17 protein-coding genes, 2 tRNA genes and 2 other RNA genes are annotated in these 23,695 nt (G+C 51.3%); 11 read left to right on the top strand and 10 right to left on the bottom strand.

Annotated features, from left to right (window positions below; genetic code table 11):
* Positions 1–142 precede the first annotated feature (142 nt).
* Positions 143–2,821, top strand: a complete 2,679-nt coding sequence (adhE, locus tag OGV57_RS21360) for a bifunctional acetaldehyde-CoA/alcohol dehydrogenase (RefSeq protein WP_054528431.1) — start codon at positions 143–145, stop codon at positions 2,819–2,821.
* A 237-nt stretch (positions 2,822–3,058) separates the two neighbouring features.
* Here the strand turns inward: adhE and tdk are convergent, their stop codons facing one another.
* Entirely contained in the window at positions 3,059–3,676 is a 618-nt protein-coding gene (gene tdk / locus OGV57_RS21355) for a thymidine kinase (RefSeq protein ID WP_003020720.1), read from the bottom strand.
* A 610-nt stretch (positions 3,677–4,286) separates the two neighbouring features.
* Between tdk and hns the strand changes: the two genes are divergently transcribed.
* Positions 4,287–4,700 carry a histone-like nucleoid-structuring protein H-NS gene (hns, locus tag OGV57_RS21350; protein ID WP_003020723.1) on the top strand — a complete coding sequence of 138 codons (414 nt, stop codon included), beginning with the start codon at positions 4,287–4,289 and terminating at the stop codon, positions 4,698–4,700.
* Between the two features lie 137 nt (positions 4,701–4,837).
* Here the strand turns inward: hns and galU are convergent, their stop codons facing one another.
* The 3 genes from galU to rssA all read right to left on the bottom strand — a co-directional run bounded on the left by galU (position 4,838) and on the right by rssA (position 7,966).
* Positions 4,838–5,746 (bottom strand): UTP--glucose-1-phosphate uridylyltransferase GalU, encoded by a 909-nt coding sequence (galU, locus tag OGV57_RS21345; protein WP_003020727.1) that lies wholly within the window; start codon positions 5,744–5,746, stop codon positions 4,838–4,840.
* A 204-nt stretch (positions 5,747–5,950) separates the two neighbouring features.
* Positions 5,951–6,964: a two-component system response regulator RssB gene (rssB, locus tag OGV57_RS21340; RefSeq protein WP_003841305.1), complete on the bottom strand. Its 1,014-nt coding sequence runs from the start codon at positions 6,962–6,964 to the stop codon at positions 5,951–5,953.
* Between the two features lie 90 nt (positions 6,965–7,054).
* Positions 7,055–7,966: a patatin-like phospholipase RssA gene (gene rssA / locus OGV57_RS21335; RefSeq protein WP_054528432.1), complete on the bottom strand. Its 912-nt coding sequence runs from the start codon at positions 7,964–7,966 to the stop codon at positions 7,055–7,057.
* 111 nt (positions 7,967–8,077) lie between these two features.
* Between rssA and OGV57_RS21330 the strand changes: the two genes are divergently transcribed.
* The 6 genes from OGV57_RS21330 (at position 8,078) to OGV57_RS21305 (ending at position 10,145) form a co-directional block, all read left to right on the top strand.
* Complete coding sequence (locus OGV57_RS21330; protein WP_016150345.1) at positions 8,078–8,533, top strand: YchJ family protein; 456 nt, start codon at positions 8,078–8,080, stop codon at positions 8,531–8,533.
* 55 nt (positions 8,534–8,588) lie between these two features.
* Positions 8,589–9,431, top strand: coding sequence for a formyltetrahydrofolate deformylase (gene purU / locus OGV57_RS21325; RefSeq protein WP_003020737.1), 843 nt, complete (start codon positions 8,589–8,591; stop codon positions 9,429–9,431).
* A gap of 156 nt (positions 9,432–9,587) precedes the next feature.
* Positions 9,588–9,672: transfer RNA gene (locus OGV57_RS21320), tRNA-Tyr, on the top strand.
* Between the two features lie 44 nt (positions 9,673–9,716).
* Positions 9,717–9,848: non-coding RNA, RtT sRNA (locus OGV57_RS21315), on the top strand.
* 36 nt (positions 9,849–9,884) lie between these two features.
* A tRNA-Tyr gene (locus OGV57_RS21310) sits at positions 9,885–9,969 on the top strand.
* A gap of 44 nt (positions 9,970–10,013) precedes the next feature.
* Positions 10,014–10,145: non-coding RNA, RtT sRNA (locus OGV57_RS21305), on the top strand.
* Positions 10,146–10,380: 235 nt separating this feature from the next.
* On the opposite strand, the gene narI is transcribed toward OGV57_RS21305, so the two are convergent.
* The 5 genes from narI to OGV57_RS21280 all read right to left on the bottom strand — a co-directional run bounded on the left by narI (position 10,381) and on the right by OGV57_RS21280 (position 18,949).
* On the bottom strand, positions 10,381–11,058 hold the full coding sequence (gene narI, locus OGV57_RS21300) for a respiratory nitrate reductase subunit gamma (protein WP_003020743.1): 678 nt from the start codon (positions 11,056–11,058) through the stop codon (positions 10,381–10,383).
* Positions 11,058–11,768, bottom strand: coding sequence for a nitrate reductase molybdenum cofactor assembly chaperone (gene narJ / locus OGV57_RS21295; protein WP_054528433.1), 711 nt, complete (start codon positions 11,766–11,768; stop codon positions 11,058–11,060). Before narJ ends, narI begins: the two co-directional genes overlap by 1 nt.
* Positions 11,765–13,303 (bottom strand): nitrate reductase subunit beta, encoded by a 1,539-nt coding sequence (gene narH, locus OGV57_RS21290; RefSeq protein ID WP_044710948.1) that lies wholly within the window; start codon positions 13,301–13,303, stop codon positions 11,765–11,767. Before narH ends, narJ begins: the two co-directional genes overlap by 4 nt.
* A complete protein-coding gene (locus tag OGV57_RS21285) occupies positions 13,300–17,043 on the bottom strand; it encodes a nitrate reductase subunit alpha (protein WP_054528434.1) in 3,744 nt (1,247 codons plus the stop codon). The genes narH and OGV57_RS21285 overlap by 4 nt, the downstream gene beginning before the upstream one ends.
* Positions 17,044–17,557: 514 nt before the next feature.
* Positions 17,558–18,949: a NarK family nitrate/nitrite MFS transporter gene (locus OGV57_RS21280; protein WP_003020752.1), complete on the bottom strand. Its 1,392-nt coding sequence runs from the start codon at positions 18,947–18,949 to the stop codon at positions 17,558–17,560.
* 340 nt (positions 18,950–19,289) lie between these two features.
* On the opposite strand from OGV57_RS21280, the gene narX reads away from it, so the two are divergent.
* Positions 19,290–21,086, top strand: coding sequence for a nitrate/nitrite two-component system sensor histidine kinase NarX (gene narX / locus OGV57_RS21275; RefSeq protein ID WP_003020754.1), 1,797 nt, complete (start codon positions 19,290–19,292; stop codon positions 21,084–21,086).
* On the top strand, positions 21,079–21,729 hold the full coding sequence (gene narL / locus OGV57_RS21270) for a two-component system response regulator NarL (protein ID WP_003020756.1): 651 nt from the start codon (positions 21,079–21,081) through the stop codon (positions 21,727–21,729). Before narX ends, narL begins: the two co-directional genes overlap by 8 nt.
* A 21-nt stretch (positions 21,730–21,750) precedes the next feature.
* On the opposite strand, the gene OGV57_RS21265 is transcribed toward narL, so the two are convergent.
* Complete coding sequence (locus tag OGV57_RS21265) at positions 21,751–23,136, bottom strand: YchO/YchP family invasin (protein WP_054528435.1); 1,386 nt, start codon at positions 23,134–23,136, stop codon at positions 21,751–21,753.
* Positions 23,137–23,311: 175 nt separating this feature from the next.
* Here OGV57_RS21265 and OGV57_RS21260 point away from each other — a divergent pair, with 175 nt between their 5' ends.
* Entirely contained in the window at positions 23,312–23,665 is a 354-nt protein-coding gene (locus OGV57_RS21260; RefSeq protein ID WP_003020761.1) for a DsrE/DsrF/TusD sulfur relay family protein, read from the top strand.
* Positions 23,666–23,695 lie beyond the last annotated feature (30 nt).

Below are 23,695 nucleotides of genomic sequence, written 5' to 3'. Positions count from 1 at the left end.
CTCTTTTAGTAAATCAAAGTAAAGTGGACGTTAATTAACCGTTTGATTTTCAAACCGTTACACAAATTTTCGTCGGTCTGTCTATACTCTCGTATCGAGCAGATGATTTACTAAAAAAGTTTAACATTATCAGGAGAGCATCATGGCTGTTACTAATGTCGCTGAACTTAACGCACTTGTAGAGCGCGTAAAAAAAGCCCAGCGTGAATATGCCAGTTTCACTCAAGAACAGGTTGACAAAATCTTCCGTGCCGCCGCTCTGGCTGCCGCAGACGCTCGAATCCCTCTCGCGAAAATGGCCGTTGCCGAATCCGGCATGGGTATTGTCGAAGATAAAGTGATCAAAAACCACTTTGCTTCTGAATACATTTACAACGCTTACAAAGATGAAAAAACCTGTGGTGTGCTGTCTGAAGACGACACTTTCGGTACCATTACCATTGCGGAACCAATTGGTATCATCTGTGGTATCGTTCCAACCACTAACCCAACTTCTACTGCGATCTTCAAATCACTGATCAGCCTGAAGACCCGTAACGCCATCATCTTCTCTCCGCATCCGCGTGCAAAAGATGCAACTAACAAAGCAGCAGACATCGTTCTGCAAGCAGCAATCGCTGCTGGCGCACCGAAAGATCTGATCGGCTGGATCGATCAACCTTCCGTTGAACTGTCTAATGCGCTGATGCACCACCCGGACATCAACCTGATCCTTGCGACCGGTGGTCCAGGCATGGTTAAAGCGGCATACAGCTCCGGTAAACCGGCTATCGGCGTAGGCGCAGGTAACACCCCTGTTGTTATCGACGAAACCGCTGATATCAAACGTGCTGTTGCATCTGTTCTGATGTCTAAAACCTTCGATAACGGCGTAATCTGTGCTTCTGAGCAGTCTGTCGTCGTGGTTGACTCTGTATATGATGCAGTACGTGAGCGTTTTGCGACTCACGGCGGCTACATGCTGCAGGGCAAAGAGTTGAAAGCAGTCCAGGACGTTATCCTGAAAAATGGCGCGCTGAACGCAGCTATCGTTGGTCAGCCGGCATACAAGATTGCTGAACTGGCAGGCTTCTCCGTACCAGAAACCACTAAGATTCTGATCGGTGAAGTGACGGTTGTCGATGAAAGCGAACCGTTTGCGCATGAAAAACTGTCTCCGACACTGGCAATGTACCGTGCGAAGGACTTCGAAGACGCAGTCATTAAAGCTGAAAAACTGGTTGCGATGGGCGGTATCGGTCATACCTCTTGCCTGTATACTGACCAGGACAACCAGCCAGAACGTGTTGCTTACTTCGGCCAGATGATGAAAACCGCACGTATCCTGATCAACACCCCAGCTTCTCAGGGTGGTATCGGTGACCTGTACAACTTCAAACTCGCACCTTCCCTGACTCTGGGTTGTGGTTCCTGGGGTGGTAACTCCATCTCTGAAAACGTTGGTCCTAAACACCTGATCAACAAGAAAACCGTTGCTAAGCGAGCTGAAAACATGTTGTGGCACAAACTTCCGAAATCTATCTACTTCCGTCGTGGCTCTCTGCCAATCGCACTGGATGAAGTGATTACCGATGGTCACAAACGTGCGCTGATCGTGACCGACCGCTTCCTGTTCAACAACGGTTATGCAGACCAGATCACCTCCGTTCTGAAAGCTGCTGGTGTTGAAACCGAAGTGTTCTTTGAAGTTGAAGCTGACCCGACTCTGACCGTTGTTCGCAAAGGTGCTGAGCTGGCTAACTCCTTCAAACCAGACGTCATCATCGCGCTGGGCGGCGGTTCCCCGATGGACGCCGCGAAAATCATGTGGGTTATGTACGAGCACCCGGAAACTCACTTCGAAGAACTGGCGCTGCGCTTTATGGACATCCGTAAACGTATCTACAAGTTCCCGAAAATGGGTGTGAAAGCGAAGATGGTCGCCGTCACCACCACTTCCGGTACCGGCTCTGAAGTGACTCCGTTTGCGGTTGTTACTGACGATGCAACTGGGCAGAAATACCCGCTGGCAGACTATGCGCTGACTCCGGATATGGCGATTGTTGACGCCAACCTGGTGATGGATATGCCGAAGTCCCTGTGTGCGTTCGGTGGTCTCGATGCCGTAACTCACGCTCTGGAAGCTTACGTTTCCGTACTGGCTTCTGAGTTCTCCGACGGTCAGGCTCTGCAAGCGCTGAAACTGCTGAAAGAAAACCTGCCGGCGTCCTACCATGAAGGTTCTAAGAACCCGGTAGCACGTGAGCGTGTACACAGTGCAGCAACCATCGCCGGTATCGCGTTTGCTAACGCCTTCCTGGGTGTATGTCACTCAATGGCGCACAAACTGGGTTCTCAGTTCCACATTCCTCACGGTCTGGCGAACGCCCTGCTGATCAGCAACGTTATTCGTTATAACGCGAACGACAACCCGACTAAACAGACTGCATTCAGCCAGTACGACCGTCCGCAGGCACGCCGTCGCTACGCTGAAATCGCAGACCATCTGGGTCTGAGCGCACCGGGCGACCGTACTGCCGCGAAAATCCAGAAACTGCTGGGCTGGCTGGAAGAAATCAAAGCTGAGCTGGGTATTCCTAAGTCTATCCGTGAAGCTGGCGTTCAGGAAGCTGACTTCCTGGCACACGTGGACAAACTGTCTGAAGATGCGTTTGATGACCAGTGTACTGGTGCAAACCCACGTTACCCGCTGATTGCTGAACTGAAACAGATCCTGCTGGATACATACTACGGTCGTGAGTACAGCGAAGGCCAGACAACCGCTAAGACTGAAGCAGTAGCTGCACCGAAAGCAGAAAAGAAAGTGAAGAAATCCGCTTAATTTTCTCAGATAAGTTTTAGTTTCATCATAAACGGTCCCAGTTGGGACCGTTTTTTTTCGTCTTGTGTTATGAAAAATGAGTGATCCCCAATTTAACCATGTGAATAGAATGGCGCGGTAAGAGATGTATTCAGGAAGATGTGAGAATAGCCGTCAGAAGAGAGTCTGACAGGGTAGAGGACATTGACGAATGTCCCGACCTACCCTTTGTTTATAAACGCTCAGAAGCCTGCAGGGTTAATCGTGGCTGTGTCGTTCTTGTATCGCCGTCAGAGAGCCCTCAGACTGCGCCTGTTTGTAGTGTTTACGACATACCGACACATAGCGTTCATTCCCGCCAATAACCACCTGCTCGCCCTCGTTATAGGGCCTTCCAGACTGATCAAGACGTAAAACCATGCTGGCCTTACGCCCACAGAAACAAATGGTTTTTAATTCAACGAGCTTATCTGACCACGCAAGCAGGTATTCGCTACCGCCAAATAATTCACCACGGAAATCTGTGCGTAAGCCATAGCACAACACAGGAATATCCAGCCGATCGACAACTTCTGATAATTCATAAACCTGTTGTCGAGTCAGAAACTGCGACTCATCAACCAGTACACAGTGAATTCTTTGCTGCTCATTTTCAGCACGAATCTCTTCGTACAAAGATGAATTTTGGTTAAACAATTTTGCAGGCGACGACAGACCTATACGTGAACTTACTTTTCCAGCACCAAAACGGTCATCAATTTCCGCTGTATATACAACAGCACGCATCCCACGTTCCTGATAATTGTACGAAGATTGCAGCAATGCAGTCGACTTACCGGCATTCATTGCAGAATAGTAAAAATATAGCTGTGCCATTGACCGAAGGCCCTCACATGGGGAAATAAATATGCGCGGGATTGTATCATATTTCACGAAAGTGTCGGTGTAGCGTTGCGCCCAAAGGCGTATAAATGCGCGGGCAAGCCCGCTCAGTGCCGCCTGAATTTAAGTAGCAGGTTGTGAGAGAGCATACAACCATCGACCATACAGCCCGAGCTCGGACGCGTATATACACTCTCTTTCACAAATAGTGCTCATGAAATTTATCAATGTCACTTATCATCATACGGCAATAAAGAAACCCTTCCCATATTGTTATTGAATCTACCCACTCTCACCATGTATTAGCGAATTCACGTAAGCAAAACTAATACAAAAGGTTGAAATCACTGCAAAGAGATACTATTTGTACACCATAAAATGTGACCTGAATCTTGAATTTTTACTCTCAGCCGCTGAGAAGCCCCCTCGCCAATAAGCCTTTTTTATGCCCAACATCATGAGGAATTTAAGACAGGAGAATTAATTCTGTTACTAAATAAAGCGCAATTTTGAATTCCTTACATTCCTGGCTATTGCACAACTGAATTTATCGCTCTATTATTAGCTCAACAAACCACCCCAATATAAGTTTGAGATTACTACAATGAGCGAAGCACTTAAAATTCTGAACAACATCCGTACTCTTCGTGCGCAGGCAAGAGAATGCACTCTGGAAACGCTTGAGGAAATGCTGGAAAAATTAGAAGTTGTAGTTAGCGAGCGTCGCGAAGAAGAAAGCGCTGCTGCCGCTGAAGTTGAAGAACGCACTCGTAAACTGCAACAATATCGTGAAATGCTGATCGCTGACGGCATTGATCCGAACGAACTGCTGAATAGCATGGCTGCTGTTAAATCTGGCACCAAAGCTAAACGCGCTGCACGTCCGGCTAAATATAGCTATGTTGACGAAAACGGTGAAACTAAAACCTGGACTGGTCAGGGTCGTACACCGGCAGTAATCAAAAAAGCGATGGAAGAGCAAGGTAAACAACTGGACGATTTCCTGATCAAGGAATAATTCAGAAATACTTTGCTTAAAATCCCGCCATTGGCGGGATTTTTTTTACTGGTACTTCGCTCAGCCCTACCCGGATTAGGTATAAAAAAAACGGCGCTGTTAATACAGCACCGTTCTGACCAGATAATACCAGAAGGTTACTTCTTAATCCCCATCTCGTCTTCCAGCCAGGCTTTAAATTCAGCGCCGAGAGTGTTATGGCGAATACCATATTCGACGAACGCCTGCATATAGCCCAGTTTATTACCACAGTCATGGCTTTTGCCCTTCATGTGATAAGCTTCAACCGTCTCTTTTTCAATCAGCATATCGATTGCATCTGTCAGCTGAATTTCATCACCCGCTCCCGGAGGGGTTTTAGCCAGCAGAGGCCAGATATCGGCACTAAGAACGTAACGACCCACAACGGCCAGATTAGAAGGCGCTACATCAGCTTTTGGTTTTTCAACCACGCCAACCATCGGGACGCTTTCGCCCGGGGATAATTCAACGCCTTTACAATCAACAACACCATAAGCCGTAACATCTTCTACCGGTTCAACCATAATCTGGCTGCTACCTGTTTCATCAAAACGATGAATCATTTCGGCAAGGTTGTCGCGGGATAAATCTGATTCGTATTCGTCAAGAATTACGTCCGGCAGGATTACAGCAACCGGTTCATCGCCAACCACAGGGTGCGCGCACAATACTGCGTGGCCCAGACCTTTTGCCAGACCCTGACGCACCTGCATAATAGTCACATGCGGCGGGCAAATAGATTGCACTTCTTCCAGCAGCTGACGTTTTACACGTTTTTCCAGCATCGCTTCAAGTTCAAAGCTGGTATCGAAGTGGTTTTCAATAGAATTTTTAGACGAGTGAGTTACAAGTACAATTTCAGTGATGCCCGCAGCAATACATTCGTTTACGACGTACTGAATTAATGGCTTATCAACCAACGGTAGCATCTCTTTCGGGATTGCTTTCGTAGCCGGTAACATCCTGGTTCCTAATCCCGCAACTGGGATAACGGCTTTTTTGACTTTTGAATTAAGGGCAGCCATTTAAAACTCTCCTGGACTGTTCATGTATTGAACGTGTTCATCATTCTGTATCGCATCCGAGTATATCAGTACAGCGACAAACTTCTGGTCTGAAAAGGACGCGCGTCGGTATAATTAAGATAAATACGAATAAATCTGGCGCTGATAGTAGCACTCACAGCACGGGGAGGGTGAACCAATTTCATTTGCACGCCTCTCAATTGTTCATTCCGCAGACAACATCAAGCGCAGGCGCCCCCCCGCCCCCCATATTTGGCATTGCCATGACTCACAATGTTGGCTCAACTGATTAAGATACGTATTACCTAAGGTACCCAGCGGAACGCCATTGCTGATTTGCACTTGGTGGGAACCTGTATTTAATGTCGCATTCAGCCCTGCAGATACCAGAATCAGATTTTTTAATCCGCTGTGGTAATACCCCACCAGCAAGGGAAACTGCCCTGGTAAATTTGCTTGCCGCAACAAATGATTTACCTGTTTCAATAACGTACCTAACTCCGGCAACCGCTGATTTTGTTGTGTCAGTTGCTCCTGCAGTAGACCATTAAATAGCGCCCGCAATAATAATGCAGCCAAAACACCATTATCCCCTGCCCGCGTCACATCAAGGCAATAGAATGCAAGGTCATGATCCGACAGCGGCGCAATATCCAGCACCAGCCCCGGTTGGTCAGCTACTACCAATTGTCGATAGTTAATGCGGCAGTGCGAAATCACTTGCGACACTGGAGGCTGTAATTCTTTTAGCAGCTTCGCGGCGGCGGCAGGATCGTCCACCATCGCATCCCAGTCGCGAAACAGCCGCTCTTCTTCTTCCACGCGTGAATTAAACATGTTGGGATAAAGACATGCAAAGACGGTTTCTCTCAAGCGATTAAGGTCTTTCACCGGCTTCAATAGGACATCATCCACCCCGAGTCGTAGCGCTTTGGCTATGTCGGACATGTTTTCCGTCGCAGAAATCACCAGTATCGGGGTCTGATCGCCACGATTGCGTAGATACTCAACCAGTTTGAGGCCGTTCATTCTTGGCATAGCCAGATCGCAAATCATCAGATCTGGCGTGAAGTGTCCAAGTAGTTCAAGTGCTTCAAGCCCGTCGCCAGCCACCGCCGTTGTCGCTCCCAAAGAGGAAAACCATGAGTCCATGAGTGAGCGAAATACCGGCTCATCCTCAACGATAAGAATCTGTTTTCCGACCAATGGCTGCGTCATATTCTCCCCCCTGACTGGCTTTAATAAATAGTGGCATGCTATTGCCACTCACGCCTGTCAGAATTAGCTTAAGTGTTGATAAAAAATGCGTTAGACGTTGGTTTTCACCAGGGGTAGAAGTTCATCCATTTTCTTCTCGACCGCCAACTGCCCGGCAGCAATTGCTGCACTGGCGCGGTGAAAATCCAGCGTGGATATTTGTGGACAAAACGGCTGAATCAGTATGTCTGGAGGGTCGCCGGCCATGCGGTTACGTTTCAGACGATTTTCCAGAACCTGAATAGACGTCGTCATGATCTCCATCGCCGTCGGTGCCGTGACCACACGCCTGGCCGTAATGTTGCTCAATCGCTCTTTCAGACGGGCATGCCATGAAAGCTCGTCAGCATCATTACCCGATTCGGCATCGCTATTGACGTTGAAGGAGAGTAAATCTTGTTGCATGAGATGCGCATCGTGTTGCAGGTCGACCGCGATAACAATATCGGCCCCCAACGCACGAGTCAGGGATACAGGGACGGGATTCACCACCGCGCCATCGACCAGCCAGTAACCATTATGCGCCACGGGAGACATCAGACCAGGAATACTACAGGAGGCTCGGACAGCCAGATGCAAATCACCTTCGGTAAACCACAGCTCCCGCCCCGTACTCAGATTAGTAGCAACTGTTGCGAAACGGCGTGTGCATTGCTCAATTGCTTCTACCGGCATGACATTACGGTACTGATTGAATACCCGTTCACCGCGCAGTAAACCTCCCCTGCGCCACGAGAGATCCATCAGCCGTAAAACATCCCAATAGCTGAAAGAACATACCCACTTTTCAAGAGCAGGCAACTTGTTGCAGGCGTAGGCAGCGCCAACCAGCGAACCGATGGAGCACCCTGCCACGATATCAACATCGATGCCCATATGCTTAAGGGCTTTAATAACCCCAATATGCGACCAACCTCGCGCCGCGCCGGAACCTAGCGCCAGCCCAATTTTTATTTTTCTCATTATACGTACAAACTTCCCCTGGCTTGCAGACGTAGCAACATCGCTACCGCTCAGTTAACATAGTGCCACTCTGGCGTTTTTACGCCGTTTTTATATTCCAGGGAGTACTTTGTGTCTCAGCTTTGTCCCTGTGGTAGCGCTGTCGAGTATAGCCTATGTTGCTACCGTTATGTGTCCGGCGCGCAAGTAGCACCTACGCCGTCACACCTCATGCGTTCTCGTTACTGTGCTTTTGTGATGAAAGACGCAGATTACCTGATCAAAACCTGGCATCCAGATTGTCATGCGGCCTCGTTTCGCGACGACATTATCGCAGGATTTAGTCATACAGAATGGCTCGGACTGACCGTTTTTGAACAAGAGACGGCAGACACAGAAGATATCGGCTATGTCAGTTTTGTCGCGCGGTTTTCTGAACAAGGTAAAACAGGTGCAATTATCGAGCGCTCTCGTTTTTTAAAAGAAAACGGTCAGTGGTACTATATAGACGGTACACGCCCTCAAATTGGACGAAACGATACCTGCCCTTGTGGCTCCGGTAAAAAATTTAAAAAGTGCTGCGGCTAATCAACGCCCGACAGTATCAATTTTGCAAACATTCTCAACAGGATCACCGCTGCAAATGCATTCATTACAAAGAAAAGTGCTGCGTACTATTTGCCCGGACCAAAAAGGTCTGATCGCGCGCATTACGAATATCTGTTACAAGCATGAACTGAACATCGTGCAGAACAATGAGTTTGTGGACCACCGCACCGGACGCTTTTTTATGCGCACCGAACTGGAGGGCATTTTTAACGACGTCACGCTGCTTGCCGATCTGGACAGCGCCTTACCTGAAGGCTCAATTCGTGAATTAACCCCAGCAGGCCGCCGCCGCATCGTCATTTTGGTCACTAAGGAAGCGCATTGCCTGGGCGATCTGTTAATGAAGGCCAATTATGGCGGGCTGGATGTTGAAATCGCCGCGGTGATCGGCAATCACGAGACGTTGCGTCCTCTGGTTGAACGGTTTGATATTCCGTTTGAGCTGGTCAGCCATGAAGGTTTAACACGTGACGAACATGATCAGAAAATGGCTGACGCTATCGACGCCCATCAGCCGGACTATGTCGTGCTGGCTAAATACATGCGCGTTCTGACCCCGACATTTGTTTCACGCTTCCCAAATAAAATTATCAATATTCACCATTCATTCCTGCCAGCATTCATTGGTGCTCGCCCGTATCATCAAGCTTATGAGCGCGGCGTAAAAATCATCGGCGCGACGGCCCACTACGTGAATGATAACCTTGATGAAGGCCCAATCATTATGCAGGACGTGATCCATGTTGATCACACCTACACTGCCGAAGATATGATGCGCGCGGGTCGCGACGTTGAAAAAAATGTTTTAAGCCGTGCGCTGTATCAGGTTCTGGCTCAGCGCGTCTTTGTTTACGGTAACCGAACGATTATTCTGTAATCGATTGATAAGTTAATTGGTTACCTTTACATCTTTGCGTGTAAAAATCAGGCAACCAGTTCTTTTTTATCAACGGAATGCTTTACAGGGGCGCATCATTTGATATGATGCGCCCCGCTTCCAACGGAAGCAGGCCAGTAATTAGCATTACCCCGTGGTGGGGTTCCCGAGCGGCCAAAGGGAGCAGACTGTAAATCTGCCGTCATCGACTTCGAAGGTTCGAATCCTTCCCCCACCACCATTATTTACTACAGCGATGTAGTTATCCCGGTGAGCAATACAGAAGTTTGCACTTGTCGGGGAAGGGTGAGAACCTTCGATTAAGGTTCGACTCGAGCGAAAGCGAGAGAACGTTGCCAACGGCAACGGCCCGAAGGGTGAGGAGCGAAGCGACGAATAATCCTTCCCCCACCACCATTCATTCTTTTAGACTCACAAAATTAGTATACCCCTGGTGGGGTTCCCGAGCGGCCAAAGGGAGCAGACTGTAAATCTGCCGTCATCGACTTCGAAGGTTCGAATCCTTCCCCCACCACCATCACTTCATAAAGCACCAACACAAAATCAATCTGCAATGCCCCAAATTCTTCCTATTCGGGAAGGATGAGAAGCTTCGAACAAGGTTCGATTCGAGCGTTAGCGAGAAAGCGTTGCCGCAGGCAACGACCCGAAGGGCGAAGCGCGCAGCGCTGAGTAATCCTTCCCCCACCACCATCACTTCATAAAGCACCAACACAAAATCAATCTGCAATGCCCTTTATTTGCCTGATGCGCTGTGCTTATCAGACCTACAAACTCGACACATGCCCACAAATTGCCTGATGCACTACGCAGGCCTACGGCGCTCGCTTAAACCTGCGTAGGCTGGATAAGGCGCTTGCGCCGCCATCCGGCAAACAGGCATAAAAAAACCCCGCCGAAGCAGGGTTTATCTTTCACAGAAATACGATTAGTGACGTGCACGAACAATCTGGTATTTGCGTGTCAGATATTCGACCGGGACGCTCCAGATGTGTACCAGACGCGAGAATGGGAACAACAGGAACAGCGTCATACCCAGCACAAGGTGCACACGGAAAATAAATGCGACGCCATCCAGATACTGAGACGCTCCGCCATGGAAGGTCACCACTGTCTGCGCCCAGTTCACCAGCTTCATCATCTCGCTGCCGTCCATATGCTGGGCGGAGAACGGAATGGTCAGCAGACCCAGCGCACACTGGATAACCAACAGAGAGAGGATCAGAATATCCGCTCCGGTGGTGGTGGCCCGCACTCGTGGGCTGAACAAACGACGTTTCAACAGCAGTACACCGCCAATCAGACACATTACGCCACTGGCGCCACCCGCGAACATCGCCATCTTTTGTTTCACTTCAAGCGGCAGCCACGCTTCATACATCCAGTGCGGCGTTAACATACCCAAGAAGTGCCCGGCAAAAATCCCCAGGATCCCGATGTGAAACAGGTTTGACGCCAGGTTCATCCCTTTGCGATCCAACATCTGACTGGAGGCCGCACGCCACGTATACTGCCCGTAGTCATAACGCAGCCAACTGCCGATCAGAAAGACAGAACCCGCGATGTACGGATAGATGTCAAAGAAGAACGTATTCAGGAAGTGCATTAGTGCAGTCCTCCGGTGGTGATATTCAGATACTGCGGCGCAACGGCCCCGGCAAAACGACGCTGGTGAGCGGAGATTTCCGACTCGCCACACCCCTGATCGGCGAAGAATTTTACCTGCTCTTCTTCCCAGACCGCATCCAGCGCTTGTGGGGTATCATCACGGGCTTCATCCGCAATTTTTTCAGCCACTTTATCGCTGTCGATAACGGTATTCGCCAGTTTTAACAGCAAATCGAACAGTACTGCATAACGGCTTCCACGCTGCTGCAAACGAGCGCTGAGCAAAGCCAGAATCGGCGCGATATCCTGCAAGCCACCTAGCGCTTCGCTTTTCGGCAGTTGCGCAAGATATTCCAGATACAACGGCAGATGATCGGGAAGTTCGCGGCTGTCGAGCTGCAAACCGTGCTGTTCATACTGTGCCATCAGGTCAACCATCGCCTGACCGCGATCGCGGGATTCACCGTGTACATGTTCAAACAGCAGCAGCGAGGTGGCACGGCCACGATCAAACAGTTCGCTGTAACTTGCCTGCACATCCAGCACGTCTTGCGCGATTAGATCGCGCAGGAAAACGCCCAGAGTCTGGGCATCCTCTTTATCCAGGTTCTCAGATGACGCGAGTGCATCGAAAAGCTCCTGCTGATGCTGCCACAGGGCAGCATCCGGGTACTCGAGCAAACGCGAAACAATGACGAGTTCAATCATTGGTGCGGCTCCGTTTTGCTGGTCACATCGACAGCGTCGATGCGGCGGCTGTTGAACAGATTGAATTTAGTATCAGAACCGTGGCAACCGTCACCGAAGGTAAAGCCACAACCGCTTTTCTCCGGGAACGCTTCACGCGCCAGTTCACGATGGCTGCTCGGTACCACGAAACGATCTTCGTAGTTCGCGATCGCCAGATAACGATACATTTCCTGTGCCTGCGCTTCGCTCAAGCCCACCTCTTCCAGCGCACGGGTATCGACTTTACCGTCAACGGTTTCCGTACGTTTGTAGTGACGCATTGCCAGCATACGTTTCAGCGCCAACAGCACCGGCTGAGTATCGCCTGCGGTCAGCAGGTTCGCCAGGTACTGAACCGGGATACGCAGACTGTCAACGTCCGGCAGAATACCGTTGCTGCCCAGCTCGCCTGCATCGGCGGCAGACTGAATCGGTGACAATGGCGGCACGTACCAAACCATCGGCAATGTGCGGTATTCCGGATGCAGCGGCAGCGCCAACTTCCAGTCCATCGCCATTTTATAAACCGGAGACTGCTGTGCGGCATCGATAACGCTCAGCGGAATACCATCTTTCAGCGCCTGTTCAATAACAGCCGGATCGTTCGGATCGAGGAACACGTCCAGTTGACGCTGGTAAAGATCTTTCTCATGCTCGGTGCTTGCCGCGCTTTCAATCGCATCCGCGTCATACAGCAGTACGCCGAGGTAACGGATACGACCGACGCAGGTTTCGGAGCACACGGTCGGCTGACCGGCTTCGATACGTGGATAGCAGAAAATGCACTTCTCTGACTTACCGCTCTTCCAGTTGAAGTAGATTTTTTTATACGGGCAACCGGTGATGCACATACGCCAGCCGCGGCATTTGTCCTGATCGATCAGCACGATGCCATCTTCTTCACGCTTGTAAATGGCACCGCTCGGGCAAGTCGCCACGCACGCCGGATTAAGGCAGTGCTCGCACAGACGCGGCAAATACATCATGAAGGTGTTTTCGAACTGACCGTACATCGCCTTCTGCATGTTCTCGAAATTTTTGTCTTTCGCCAGCTTCTCGAACTCACCGCCGAGGTCATCTTCCCAGTTCGGACCTTTGGTGATTTTATCCATACGCTGACCGGTGATCAGCGAGCGCGGACGGGCAATCGGCTGTGCTTTGCTGTCTGCCGGGGTGTTGTGCAGAGTCTGGTAATCGAAGTCAAACGGTTCGTAGTAGTCATCAATACCTGGCAAATGCGGGTTAGCAAAAATTTTACCCAGCAGCAGCGCTTTGTTACCCATGCGCGGCACCAGTTTACCGTTGATCTTACGGATCCAACCGCCCTTCCATTTTTCCTGGTTTTCCCAATCAGTTGGGAAGCCAGTACCCGGTTTGGTTTCAACGTTGTTAAACCAGGCATACTCCGCACCTTCACGGCTGGTCCAGACGTTTTTACAGGTTACTGAACAGGTGTGGCAACCGATGCACTTATCGAGATTCAGCACCATGCCGACTTGTGAACGAATTTTCATTTTACGCTCTCCTGTACCTGGTCATTGCCTTCGCCATCCAACCAGTCAATGTTCTTCATCTTACGAACCACCACGAACTCATCACGGTTCGAACCTACGGTGCCGTAGTAGTTAAAGCCGTAGGCCAGGTGGGCATAACCACCAATCATGTGCGTCGGTTTCGGTGTGATACGGGTCACCGAGTTATGGATCCCGCCGCGCTGCTCGGTAATCTCCGACCCCGGAATATTCACAATACGTTCCTGGGCGTGGTACATCATGGTCATCCCGGCCGGGACACGTTGACTCACAACCGCACGGGCGGTAAGTGCCCCGTTACTGTTAAAGACTTCGATCCAGTCGTTATCCTCGATACCCAGTTCTTTCGCATCCGCTTCGCTCATCCACACGATCGGACCGCCGCGGCCTAACGTCAGCATCAGCAGGTTATCGCTGTAGGTGGAGTGGATACCCCACTTCTGGTGTGGCGTCAGGAAGTTGAGCGCTTTTTCAGGGTTACCATTTGATTTCTCGCCCATCACCTCTTTCACCGAACGAGTATCAATTGGTGGGCGGTAAACCAGCAGGCTTTCACCGAAGTCTCGCATCCACTGATGATCCTGATACAGCTGCTGGCGACCAGTCAGCGTACGCCATGGGATCAGCTCGTGAACGTTGGTGTATCCGGCGTTGTAAGAAACATGTTCATCTTCCAGTCCTGACCAGGTCGGGCTGGAGATAATTTTGCGCGGCTGCGCCTGAATATCGCGGAAGCGGATTTTCTCGTCTTCTTTATTCAGCGCCAGATGCGTATGGTCACGGCCGGTAAATTCACTCAGCGCCGCCCAGGCTTTCACCGCCACCTGACCGTTGGTTTCCGGTGCCAGGGTGAGGATCATCTCAGCGGCATCAATCGCCGTATTCAGCATCGGCTGGCCTTTTGCCGGGCCTTCAGCCTTGGTGTAGTTGAGCTTACGCAGCAGGTCCATTTCGCTCTGGGTGTTCCAGGCAATCCCTTTCCCGCCGTTCCCGACTTTATCCATCAGTGGGCCGATGGACGTGAAGCGTTCGTAGGTTGCCGGGTAATCACGCTCAACTGTCATGATGTGCGGCGCGGTAACGCCTGGAATCAGATCGCATTCGCCTTTCTTCCAGTCTTTAACATCCAACGGCTGCGCCAGTTCGGCGGCCGAGTCGTGCTGGATAGGCAGCGTCACTACGTCAGTTTCTTTGCCAAGGTGGCCCACGCAAACTTCAGAGAATTTCTTGGCGATAGCCTTGTAGATTTCCCAGTCGCTCTTCGATTCCCAGGCTGGATCAACGGCGGCAGACAACGGGTGAATAAACGGATGCATATCCGAGGTATTCATATCGTCTTTTTCATACCAGGTGGCGGTCGGCAGCACGATGTCGGAGTACAGACAGGTGCTCGACAGACGGAAGTCCAGGGTAACGACCAGATCCAGCTTGCCGTCCAGTCCGTTATCCTGCCATTCCACTTCTTCTGGCTTCACGCCCCCCTGTTTACCCAGATCCAGCCCCTGAATACCATGTTCAGTACCCAGCAGATACTTCAGCATGTACTCGTGGCCTTTACCGGAAGAGCCGAGCAGGTTAGAACGCCAGATAAACAGGTTACGCGGATGGTTTTTACCGTTCTCTGGTTGTTCAGCCGCAAAGCGAATAGAACCTTCCTTCAGAGATTTAACGGTGTAATCCACCGGTGTCATCCCGACTTTTTCTGCCTCACGCGCAATGTACAGCGGGTTAGTACCTAACTGCGGCGCAGATGGCAACCAGCCCATACGTTCAGCGCGAACGTTAAAGTCAATCAAATGGCCACTGTAGCGGGATTTGTCTGCCAGCGGAGACAGCAGTTCCTGCGCGGTGACCGTCTCATAGCGCCATTGGCTGGAGTGGTTATAGAAATAGGACGTACTGTTCATGTGACGCGCCGGACGCTGCCAGTCAAGGCCAAACGCCAGCGGCTGCCAACCGGTCTGCGGACGTAGTTTTTCCTGACCCACATAGTGGGCCCAACCGCCGCCGCTCTGGCCGACGCAACCACAGAACACCAACATGTTGATAAGCCCACGATAGTTCATATCGAGGTGATACCAGTGGTTCAGACCCGCGCCAACAATAATCATTGAGCGGCCGTGCGTTTTATCTGCGTTATCGGCAAATTCACGGGCAATACGCACGATCTGAGCGCGCGATACGCCAGTGATTTTCTCTGCCCATGCCGGAGTATACGCTTTGATATCGTCGTAGCTGGAGGCGCAGTTTTCATCGTTCAGACCGCGTTCCAGACCGTAGTTGGCCATGGTCAGATCGTAAACGGTGGTCACCAGCGCGGTGCTGCCATCTGCCAGTTGCAGGCGTTTTACCGGCAGTTTGTGCAGCAGAACATTTTCCAGTTCAACTTTGCTAAAGTGCTCGGTGCCTTCGCCGCCAAAATACGGGAAGCCGACTTCAGCGATGTCGTCCTGGCTGCCCAACAGGCTGAGCTGCAGTTCGGTTTCGTTACCGGACGTGCCGTCGCGCTGTTCAAGGTTCCATTTACCTTTTTCACCCCAGCGGAAACCAATTGAACCGTTTGGCGCAACCATTTCGCCGTCGGTATTGATGGCAACGGTTTTCCACTCTGGATTATTTTCCTGACCCAGGGAGTCAACCAGATCGGCGGCACGCAGCATACGACCCGCCGCATAATACCCGTCACGCTCTTCGAGCATCACCAGCATCGGGAAGTCGGTGTAACGACGCACGTAGTCGGTGAAGTATTGGCTCGGGTTATCAAGGTGGAACTCGCGCAGCATGACGTGGCCCATTGCCAGCGCCATTGCGGCATCGGTGCCCTGCTTCGGAGCCAGCCACAGATCGCAGAGTTTGGCGATTTCGGCGTAATCCGGGGTGATGGCGACCGTTTTAGTCCCTTTGTAGCGAACTTCCGTGAAGAAGTGCGCATCTGGGGTACGGGTCTGCGGAACGTTTGAACCCCAGGCGATAATGTAACTGGAGTTATACCAGTCGGCAGATTCCGGAACGTCAGTCTGCTCACCCCAGGTCTGCGGAGACGCAGGCGGCAAGTCACAGTACCAATCGTAGAAGCTCAGGCAGGTGCCGCCAATCAGCGACAGATATCGTGCACCGGAGGCGTAGGAAACCATCGACATCGCAGGGATCGGCGAGAAGCCCGCCACGCGGTCAGGACCGTAGGTTTTAACGGTGTAAACGTTAGAAGCGGCAATCAGCTCATTCACTTCCTGCCAGGAAGAACGCACAAAACCACCACGACCACGCGCTTGTTTGAAGCTTTTTGCTTTATCGGCGTCTTCGATGATGGAGGCCCATGCGTCTACCGGATCGCTGTGCAGTCTTTTCGCTTCACGCCACATTTTCATCAGGCGTTTGCGCATCAGCGGGTATTTCAGACGGTTAGCGCTGTAGAGATACCAGGAATAGCTTGCACCACGAGGGCAACCACGAGGCTCGTGGTTTGGCAGGTCCGGACGGGTACGCGGATAATCGGTTTGCTGGGTTTCCCAGGTCACCAGACCATTTTTCACATAGATTTTCCAGCTGCATGAGCCAGTGCAGTTTACCCCGTGGGTTGAACGCACGATTTTGTCATGCTGCCAACGCTGGCGGTATCCGTCCTCCCAGTCCCTGTTGGTATTGAGAAGCTGGCCATGCCCATCGGCAAAGGTTTCGCCCTTCTGCTTGAAGTAGCGAAACCGGTCCAGGAATTTACTCATCGGTTTTCTCCTGTAGGAGCCTGACGGCTCTCTGATAAATCGACATTGCTTGATTGAGAGCGAAGGTAACGCTCTGAAAGGGCGTGAGAATTGATAACGATCAAGGCAGGCAGGGATGAAAAATGAGGGTTGGTTTTTACATACCCCCAAAGTGGGATATTGATAATTAACGTAATAAATTGAATTTAAAGGATTTTTAATAATTCAATTATCATGCAAATGTTAAATTCTTTATAAGTGGGTATTAAGGGGTATCCCCCCTGCTTAGCAGGTTGCGTTCGCCGTTCTCACAGACTGTTGTCATGCCACAATACAAAAGTATGTTGTAACTAATTACAGATAAAAAAAAGCGCGGTCTAACACCGCGCAATGGATAATCAACTTACACTTCATCCTTCAAACTGCTTCGCGTTGGCTGCGCTCGTTCTCCCCAGTCACTTACTTCTGTTAGCTCCTGGGGATTTCTCACTTGCCGCCTTGATGCAGTTAGAATGATTTTGTGTATACCTCTTTTTTACTTTTTAGAATGACGTCCGTATACCGCCCAGGTGATAACCACACAAGCGACATAGAAGATCAGAAATACTTTCATCGCACCGACCGGAGAACCGGTTAATGCCAGGGACGTGCCAAATGCTTTCGGGATAAAGAAGCCGCCGATCGCACCAATAGCAGAGATAAAGCCCAATGCTGCCGCCGTATCGGTTGCCGCCTCGCGCATCGCTTTCTCTTCTGAACCACCTTCAGCTTTCACTCTGTCCATCGTCAGTTTGCGAAAGATTACAGAGATCATCTGGAAGGTTGAACCACTCCCCAGACCAGCCGTCAGGAACAACGCCAGGAATACCGCAAAGAAGGCGATAAAGTTGCCGCCGACACCGTTTGATGGCAGCGTCAGGAACAGTAAGGCACTGAAAATAGCCATCAGAATGAAGTTCACCAGCGTGACGCGGGTCCCGCCCAGACGGTCAGAGATTGCGCCGCCCGCAGAACGCGCCAACGCACCAATGAACGGGCCAAAGAAGGCGTAATGCAGGATCTGCACCTCAGGGAACTGCGTTTTCGACAGCATCGCAAATCCAGCTGAGAAACCGATAAAGGAACCGAAGGTCGCCAGATACAGCAGGCTCATAATCCACAAATGCCCGCGTTTCAGCACCGGCAATTGCTCTTTCAGCGAGGCTTTGGAGGTTGCCAGTTCGTTCATACCGAACCATGCGGCCAGCGTGAAAATAGCGAGGAACGGCACCCAAATCCATGCGGCGTTTGCCAGATACAGCTGTGTACCATCCGGTTGTTCAACCCCGTGGCTACCAAATGCGGCAAAGATTGACAATGAAACCACCAGCGGCGCGACCAACTGCATCACGCTGACGCCCATGTTGCCCAGGCCACCGTTCAGACCCAGCGCGCCGCCCTGTTTCTGTTTTGGAAAGAAGAAGCTGATGTTTGCCATACTGGACGCAAAGTTCGCACCAGCGAAGCCGCACAGCAGGGAGATAATAATAAAGGTACTAAACGGCGTGGAGGTATCCTGCACCGCAAAACCTAACCATACGCAAGGAATGATCAGGATGCCGGTGCTAAATGCCGTCCAGCGACGTCCACCAAACAGGGGGACCATAAAGGAGTACGGAACACGCAGCAGCGCGCCGGACACCGAAGGTAATGCCGTCAGCATGAACAGCTGTTCAGTGGTGAAATCAAATCCGACTTTCGGTAAGTTCACCGCCACGGCGCTAAATAACATCCACACGCAAAACGCCAGCAGCAAGCAAGGGACGGAAATCCACAGATTACGGCTGGCGATTCGTTGACCACGCTGCTGCCAGAAGGCGGGATCTTCCGGCCGCCATTCGGTAATTACAGCTCCAGATGCCCTTTCCGGGGCAGATGAGTGACTCATAGACACCTCTGATACTTGTTTCGATGCCTGCAACATTAGGGTTTACAGCTGGAGGTAAGTTGATATAAATCAAAGGAAAAGGTGTCATTATTCATGCCTAAAATTTATTATTACCCTTAATGAGTACATAACTTCGGTAAAAAAGATGTGGTTTTTCACGCTTCTGTCGCCCCCTACTCCCCCTCGCCCAGGATCTCTCCCTCCACTGGCAATTAAGAGGTAGCCCGTTTGAGGTATGGGTATACTCCAGTGTATCGCCGAGAATAACGCCACTGCCTGCAGCAGAATCGTCATTCAATAAGGTTTTCTGTTCGACGAAAACCCGAAGGAACAAGTCACCATGTTTAAACGTTGTCTCTCCCCGCTTACGCTGGTCAACCAGGTGGCGCTGATTGTTTTATTGTCCACAGCCATCGGCGTGGCGGGTATGGCTGTCTCCGGCTGGCTGGTTCAGGGCGTTCAGGGTAGCGCCCATGCAATCAACAAAGCGGGATCGCTGCGCATGCAGAGTTATCGCCTGCTGGCAGCCGTACCGCTGGACGCTAGCGATCAACCGCTGCTGGATGAAATGGAGCAAACGGCGTTTAGCCCGGAGTTGACGCGTGCCGCAAAGCGAGATGGACAACAGGCGCAGTTAAAAGCATTACAGGATTACTGGCACACTGAACTTGCGCCGGGACTTGCGCATGCGCAAACGCCTGATGCGGTAGCGCAGGATGTGACGCGCTTTGTGGGCGGACTGGATAAATTGGTCACCGCCTTTGACCATACCACCGAATTACGCATTGAACGCGTCGTCCTGCTGCATCGCCTGATGGCCGTATTTATGGCATTGCTGCTGGTTTTCACCATTATCTGGCTGCGCGTGCGCCTGTTAGAACCGTGGAAACAGCTGCTGTCGATGGCGCGAGCCGTCAGCCAGCGTGATTTTACCCAACGCGCGCATATCAGCGGTCGTAATGAGATGGCGGCTTTGGGCTCGGCGCTAAATAATATGTCGGAAGAACTGGCCGAAAGTTACGCTGTGCTGGAACAGCGAGTACAGGAGAAAACGGCGGGGCTGGAGCACAAAAATCAGATTCTTTCTTTTCTGTGGCAAGCTAACCGCCGCCTGCACTCTCAGGTGCCGTTGTGCGAACGCCTCTCTCCGGTACTGAATGGTCTGCAAAATTTGACCTTGCTGCATGATATTGAGCTCCGGGTTTACGACCTGGAAGATGAAGACAATCATCAGGAATTTACCTGTCAGTCAAATGCCAGCTGTGATGAGAAAGGTTGCCATCTGTGTCCTCGCGGAACGCTGCCCGCGATTGACGGCGGGATTACATTGAAATGGCGGCTGACCGATGCGCATACCCAGTATGGTATTCTGCTCGCCACCTTGCCGAACGGACGCCATCTCAGCCACGATCAGCAGCAGCTGGTTGATACTCTGGTTGAGCAACTGACCGCAACGCTTGCGCTCGACAGGCATCAGGAGCGTCAACAGCAGTTGATTGTGATGGAAGAGCGTGCCACCATTGCGCGCGAACTTCATGATTCTATTGCACAATCGCTCTCTTGTATGAAGATGCAGGTTAGCTGTTTACAGATGCAGGGCGATGCGCTTTCAGATAACTGTCGCGAGTTGCTCAGCCAGATTCGTAACGAGCTAAATGCTTCATGGGCACAACTGCGAGAACTGTTAACCACCTTCCGTTTACAGCTCACAGAACCTGGATTACGACCGGCGCTGGAAGCCAGCTGTCAGGAGTACAGCGCCCGTTTTGGATTTACGGTTAAGCTGGATTATCAGCTACCGCCACGCCTGGTCCCTTCGCATCAGGCGATTCACCTGCTACAAATTGCGCGCGAAGCCCTGAGCAACGCACTTAAACACTCTCAGGCCAATGAAGTGGTCGTGACGGTGGTGCAAAATGGCAAGCAGGTCAAACTGACAGTGCAAGATAACGGCTGCGGCGTACCGGAAAACGCCGAACGCAGTAACCACTACGGCATGATAATAATGCGCGACCGCGCGCAGAGCTTGCGCGGCGATTGCCGCGTACGCCGTCGCGAGACGGGCGGTACTGAAGTTGCTGTCACTTTTATTCCCGAAACAAACTTCACAGAAGTCCAAGGAGATACCCATGAGTAATCTGGAACCGGCAACTATCCTGTTGATCGACGATCATCCGATGCTGAGAACCGGTGTAAAACAGCTTGTCAGCATGGCGCCCGATATTACCGTTGTCGGCGAAGCCAGCAATGGTGAGCAGGGTATCGAGCTGGCTGAATCCCTTGATCCCGATCTGATCCTGCTTGATCTCAACATGCCCGGCATGAACGGTCTGGAAACCCTCGATAAGCTGCGTGAAAAATCACTGTCGGGCCGTATCGTTGTGTTTAGCGTATCCAATCATGAAGAAGATGTGGTTACCGCACTGAAGCGTGGTGCCGACGGTTACCTGCTGAAAGATATGGAGCCGGAAGATTTACTGAAAGCATTGCAGCAGGCTGCCGCTGGTGAAATGGTGCTGAGCGAAGCCTTAACCCCGGTTCTGGCCGCCAGCCTGCGCGCCAATCGCGCAACATCCGACCGTGATGTTACTCAACTGACGCCGCGCGAACGCGATATTCTTAAACTCATCGCCCAGGGTCTGCCTAATAAGATGATCGCCCGCCGCCTCGACATCACCGAAAGCACAGTAAAAGTTCACGTGAAGCATATGCTGAAGAAAATGAAGCTCAAATCACGCGTTGAAGCCGCGGTATGGGTGCACCAGGAACGCATTTTCTGATAACGCGCTCATGCGTCATTGTTAACGAGGATCATTTTCCGAAACGGTAATAAACGGTTCGGTCAGTGATAGCGTGATCTCATTGGAAGAGACACGCTGGCCCTGCTCATCTTCTACCACCACAGACAACCGCCAGCGGTTTGTCGCACCTTCTCTGTTGTCCCACTTCGGCATAATAATCGTCCAACCCTGAGCGCTTCGGCTATTGCTGCCCGCCGTTAAGCTCAACGCCTGAGTATCACCCTGCCATGCCAGACGACGGATCCCATGCAAACTACGCACCTGCACCTTCAACGCCACCGTCTCACCAGGCTTGAGATCCCAGGGGGGCGTGGCCAAAAATACCGACAGTGTTTTACGCTGGCGATACTCCAGCGTCGGCAGATTGTTACGTTGTGGATCGTCATAACGACTGCCGCGCAGCGATCGGCTGTTTGCCACCTCGCTTACCATCAGCTGTTTTTTTAGCGGCACACCAAAACGATAATTTAGCTTTAATCCGAGGTTATTCTGACTGACGCCATTTTCACCCTGCTTATGCTGTGCTGTCACGGTGATCAGCGGCACCGGCGTATAGCTCAATCCCAGATTCACCGCCACAGGATTGTGGTACCCGGTTCCGGAATGAAACAGATCCACCTGGTCACCAAAATACTGCTCCACGCTGACGCTGGTATTGAGATGTTGATAGAACGGCATGCGCATTTGCGCGGTCAGGTCGTATCCCCGGGCCATCCGTTGTTCTTGAGTTGCAAAACGATCCTGCCAGGAGGACAACGGTTGATAGTAATTAGCAGATAAACGGAGGTATTCACCCCACGCCTCTGCTCCCACGCCTCCCCGAGGCAGATTCTCATCCAGCAGGTTGTCATAAAAGGTGTTGTAACCCAGTAACCAACCGTCACGAACCCAGCGCTGCCCAATCCCCGCATTACTGACCAGGCCTCCGTCCTGTTGCGTCAGCCCCAACTGGCTCCATGTGAGATAACGTTGATTGTCCTGCCACGGGATAAACCAACTTCCCCGACTCCCGGTAAAGCTGCCTTCGTTATCCACCTGCAACCCGACGCTGGCGTTTCCCCAGGGAGAGAGCCAGGATTCCAGTTGCTGATTCACCTGTTCGCTGACCCTGTCGCGCACCTGGCCAAACGCAAACTGCTTCGCCTGTTCACCTGTATCAAGCCCGTTATCGGTCATGCTGGCTTCACCAAACGCTTTGACCATTTCGGCAAAGTGCTTTTCGCCTGCCCGCGACTCCGGCGCCATACCAAGATCGGGCAAGCCATCACTATTGTTATCGAAAGGGTTTTCCGCCTGGTGAATAAATGACGATTGCGCGCTGGCAGTACCGCCTGCCAACGGCAAGAGTGCAAATACAGCGAGAGATAAATAAATATTACGGCTCAAATCGTTAGTGGTTTCTTATATCTATTAGCCACAGCGGCATACTTATCTTAAACCATAACGTCTTCAGTATTGATTTTCAGCCCTTCCTTCCTTTTTCGGCATTATCCTGGCATCTAGAAATAGGTGTAACATACGTGTCAGTTTTTAACGCTCACATGCAGCAAAAGGAGTAAAAATGCAAAAGATAGTGATCGTCGCGAACGGTGCAGCCTATGGAAGCGAATCGTTATTTAACAGCCTACGTCTGGCTATCGCCTTGCGCGAGCAGGAAGGGGATCTCGATCTGCGTTTGTTTTTAATGTCGGACGCGGTAACCGCGGGATTGCGTGGTCAAAAACCCGCGGAAGGATACAATATTCAGCAAATGCTGGAGATTCTGACGGCGCAAAATGTGCCGGTCAAACTGTGCAAAACCTGCACCGATGGCCGTGGAATCACCACGCTGCCGTTAATTGACGGAGTAGCCGTCGGCACGCTGGTTGAACTGGCTCAATGGACGCTGGCTGCAGATAAAGTGCTGACCTTCTGATACACCGCTTTCAGGCAAGCACACTGAAAG

Origin of the sequence: Citrobacter sp. Cf087 (assembly GCF_030334285.1) — a bacterium.
GTDB classification, from domain to species: Bacteria; Pseudomonadota; Gammaproteobacteria; order Enterobacterales; family Enterobacteriaceae; genus Citrobacter; species Citrobacter freundii.
Note: the sequence above shows the minus strand (reverse complement) of the source record. Positions and strands in the feature narration are given on the sequence as shown.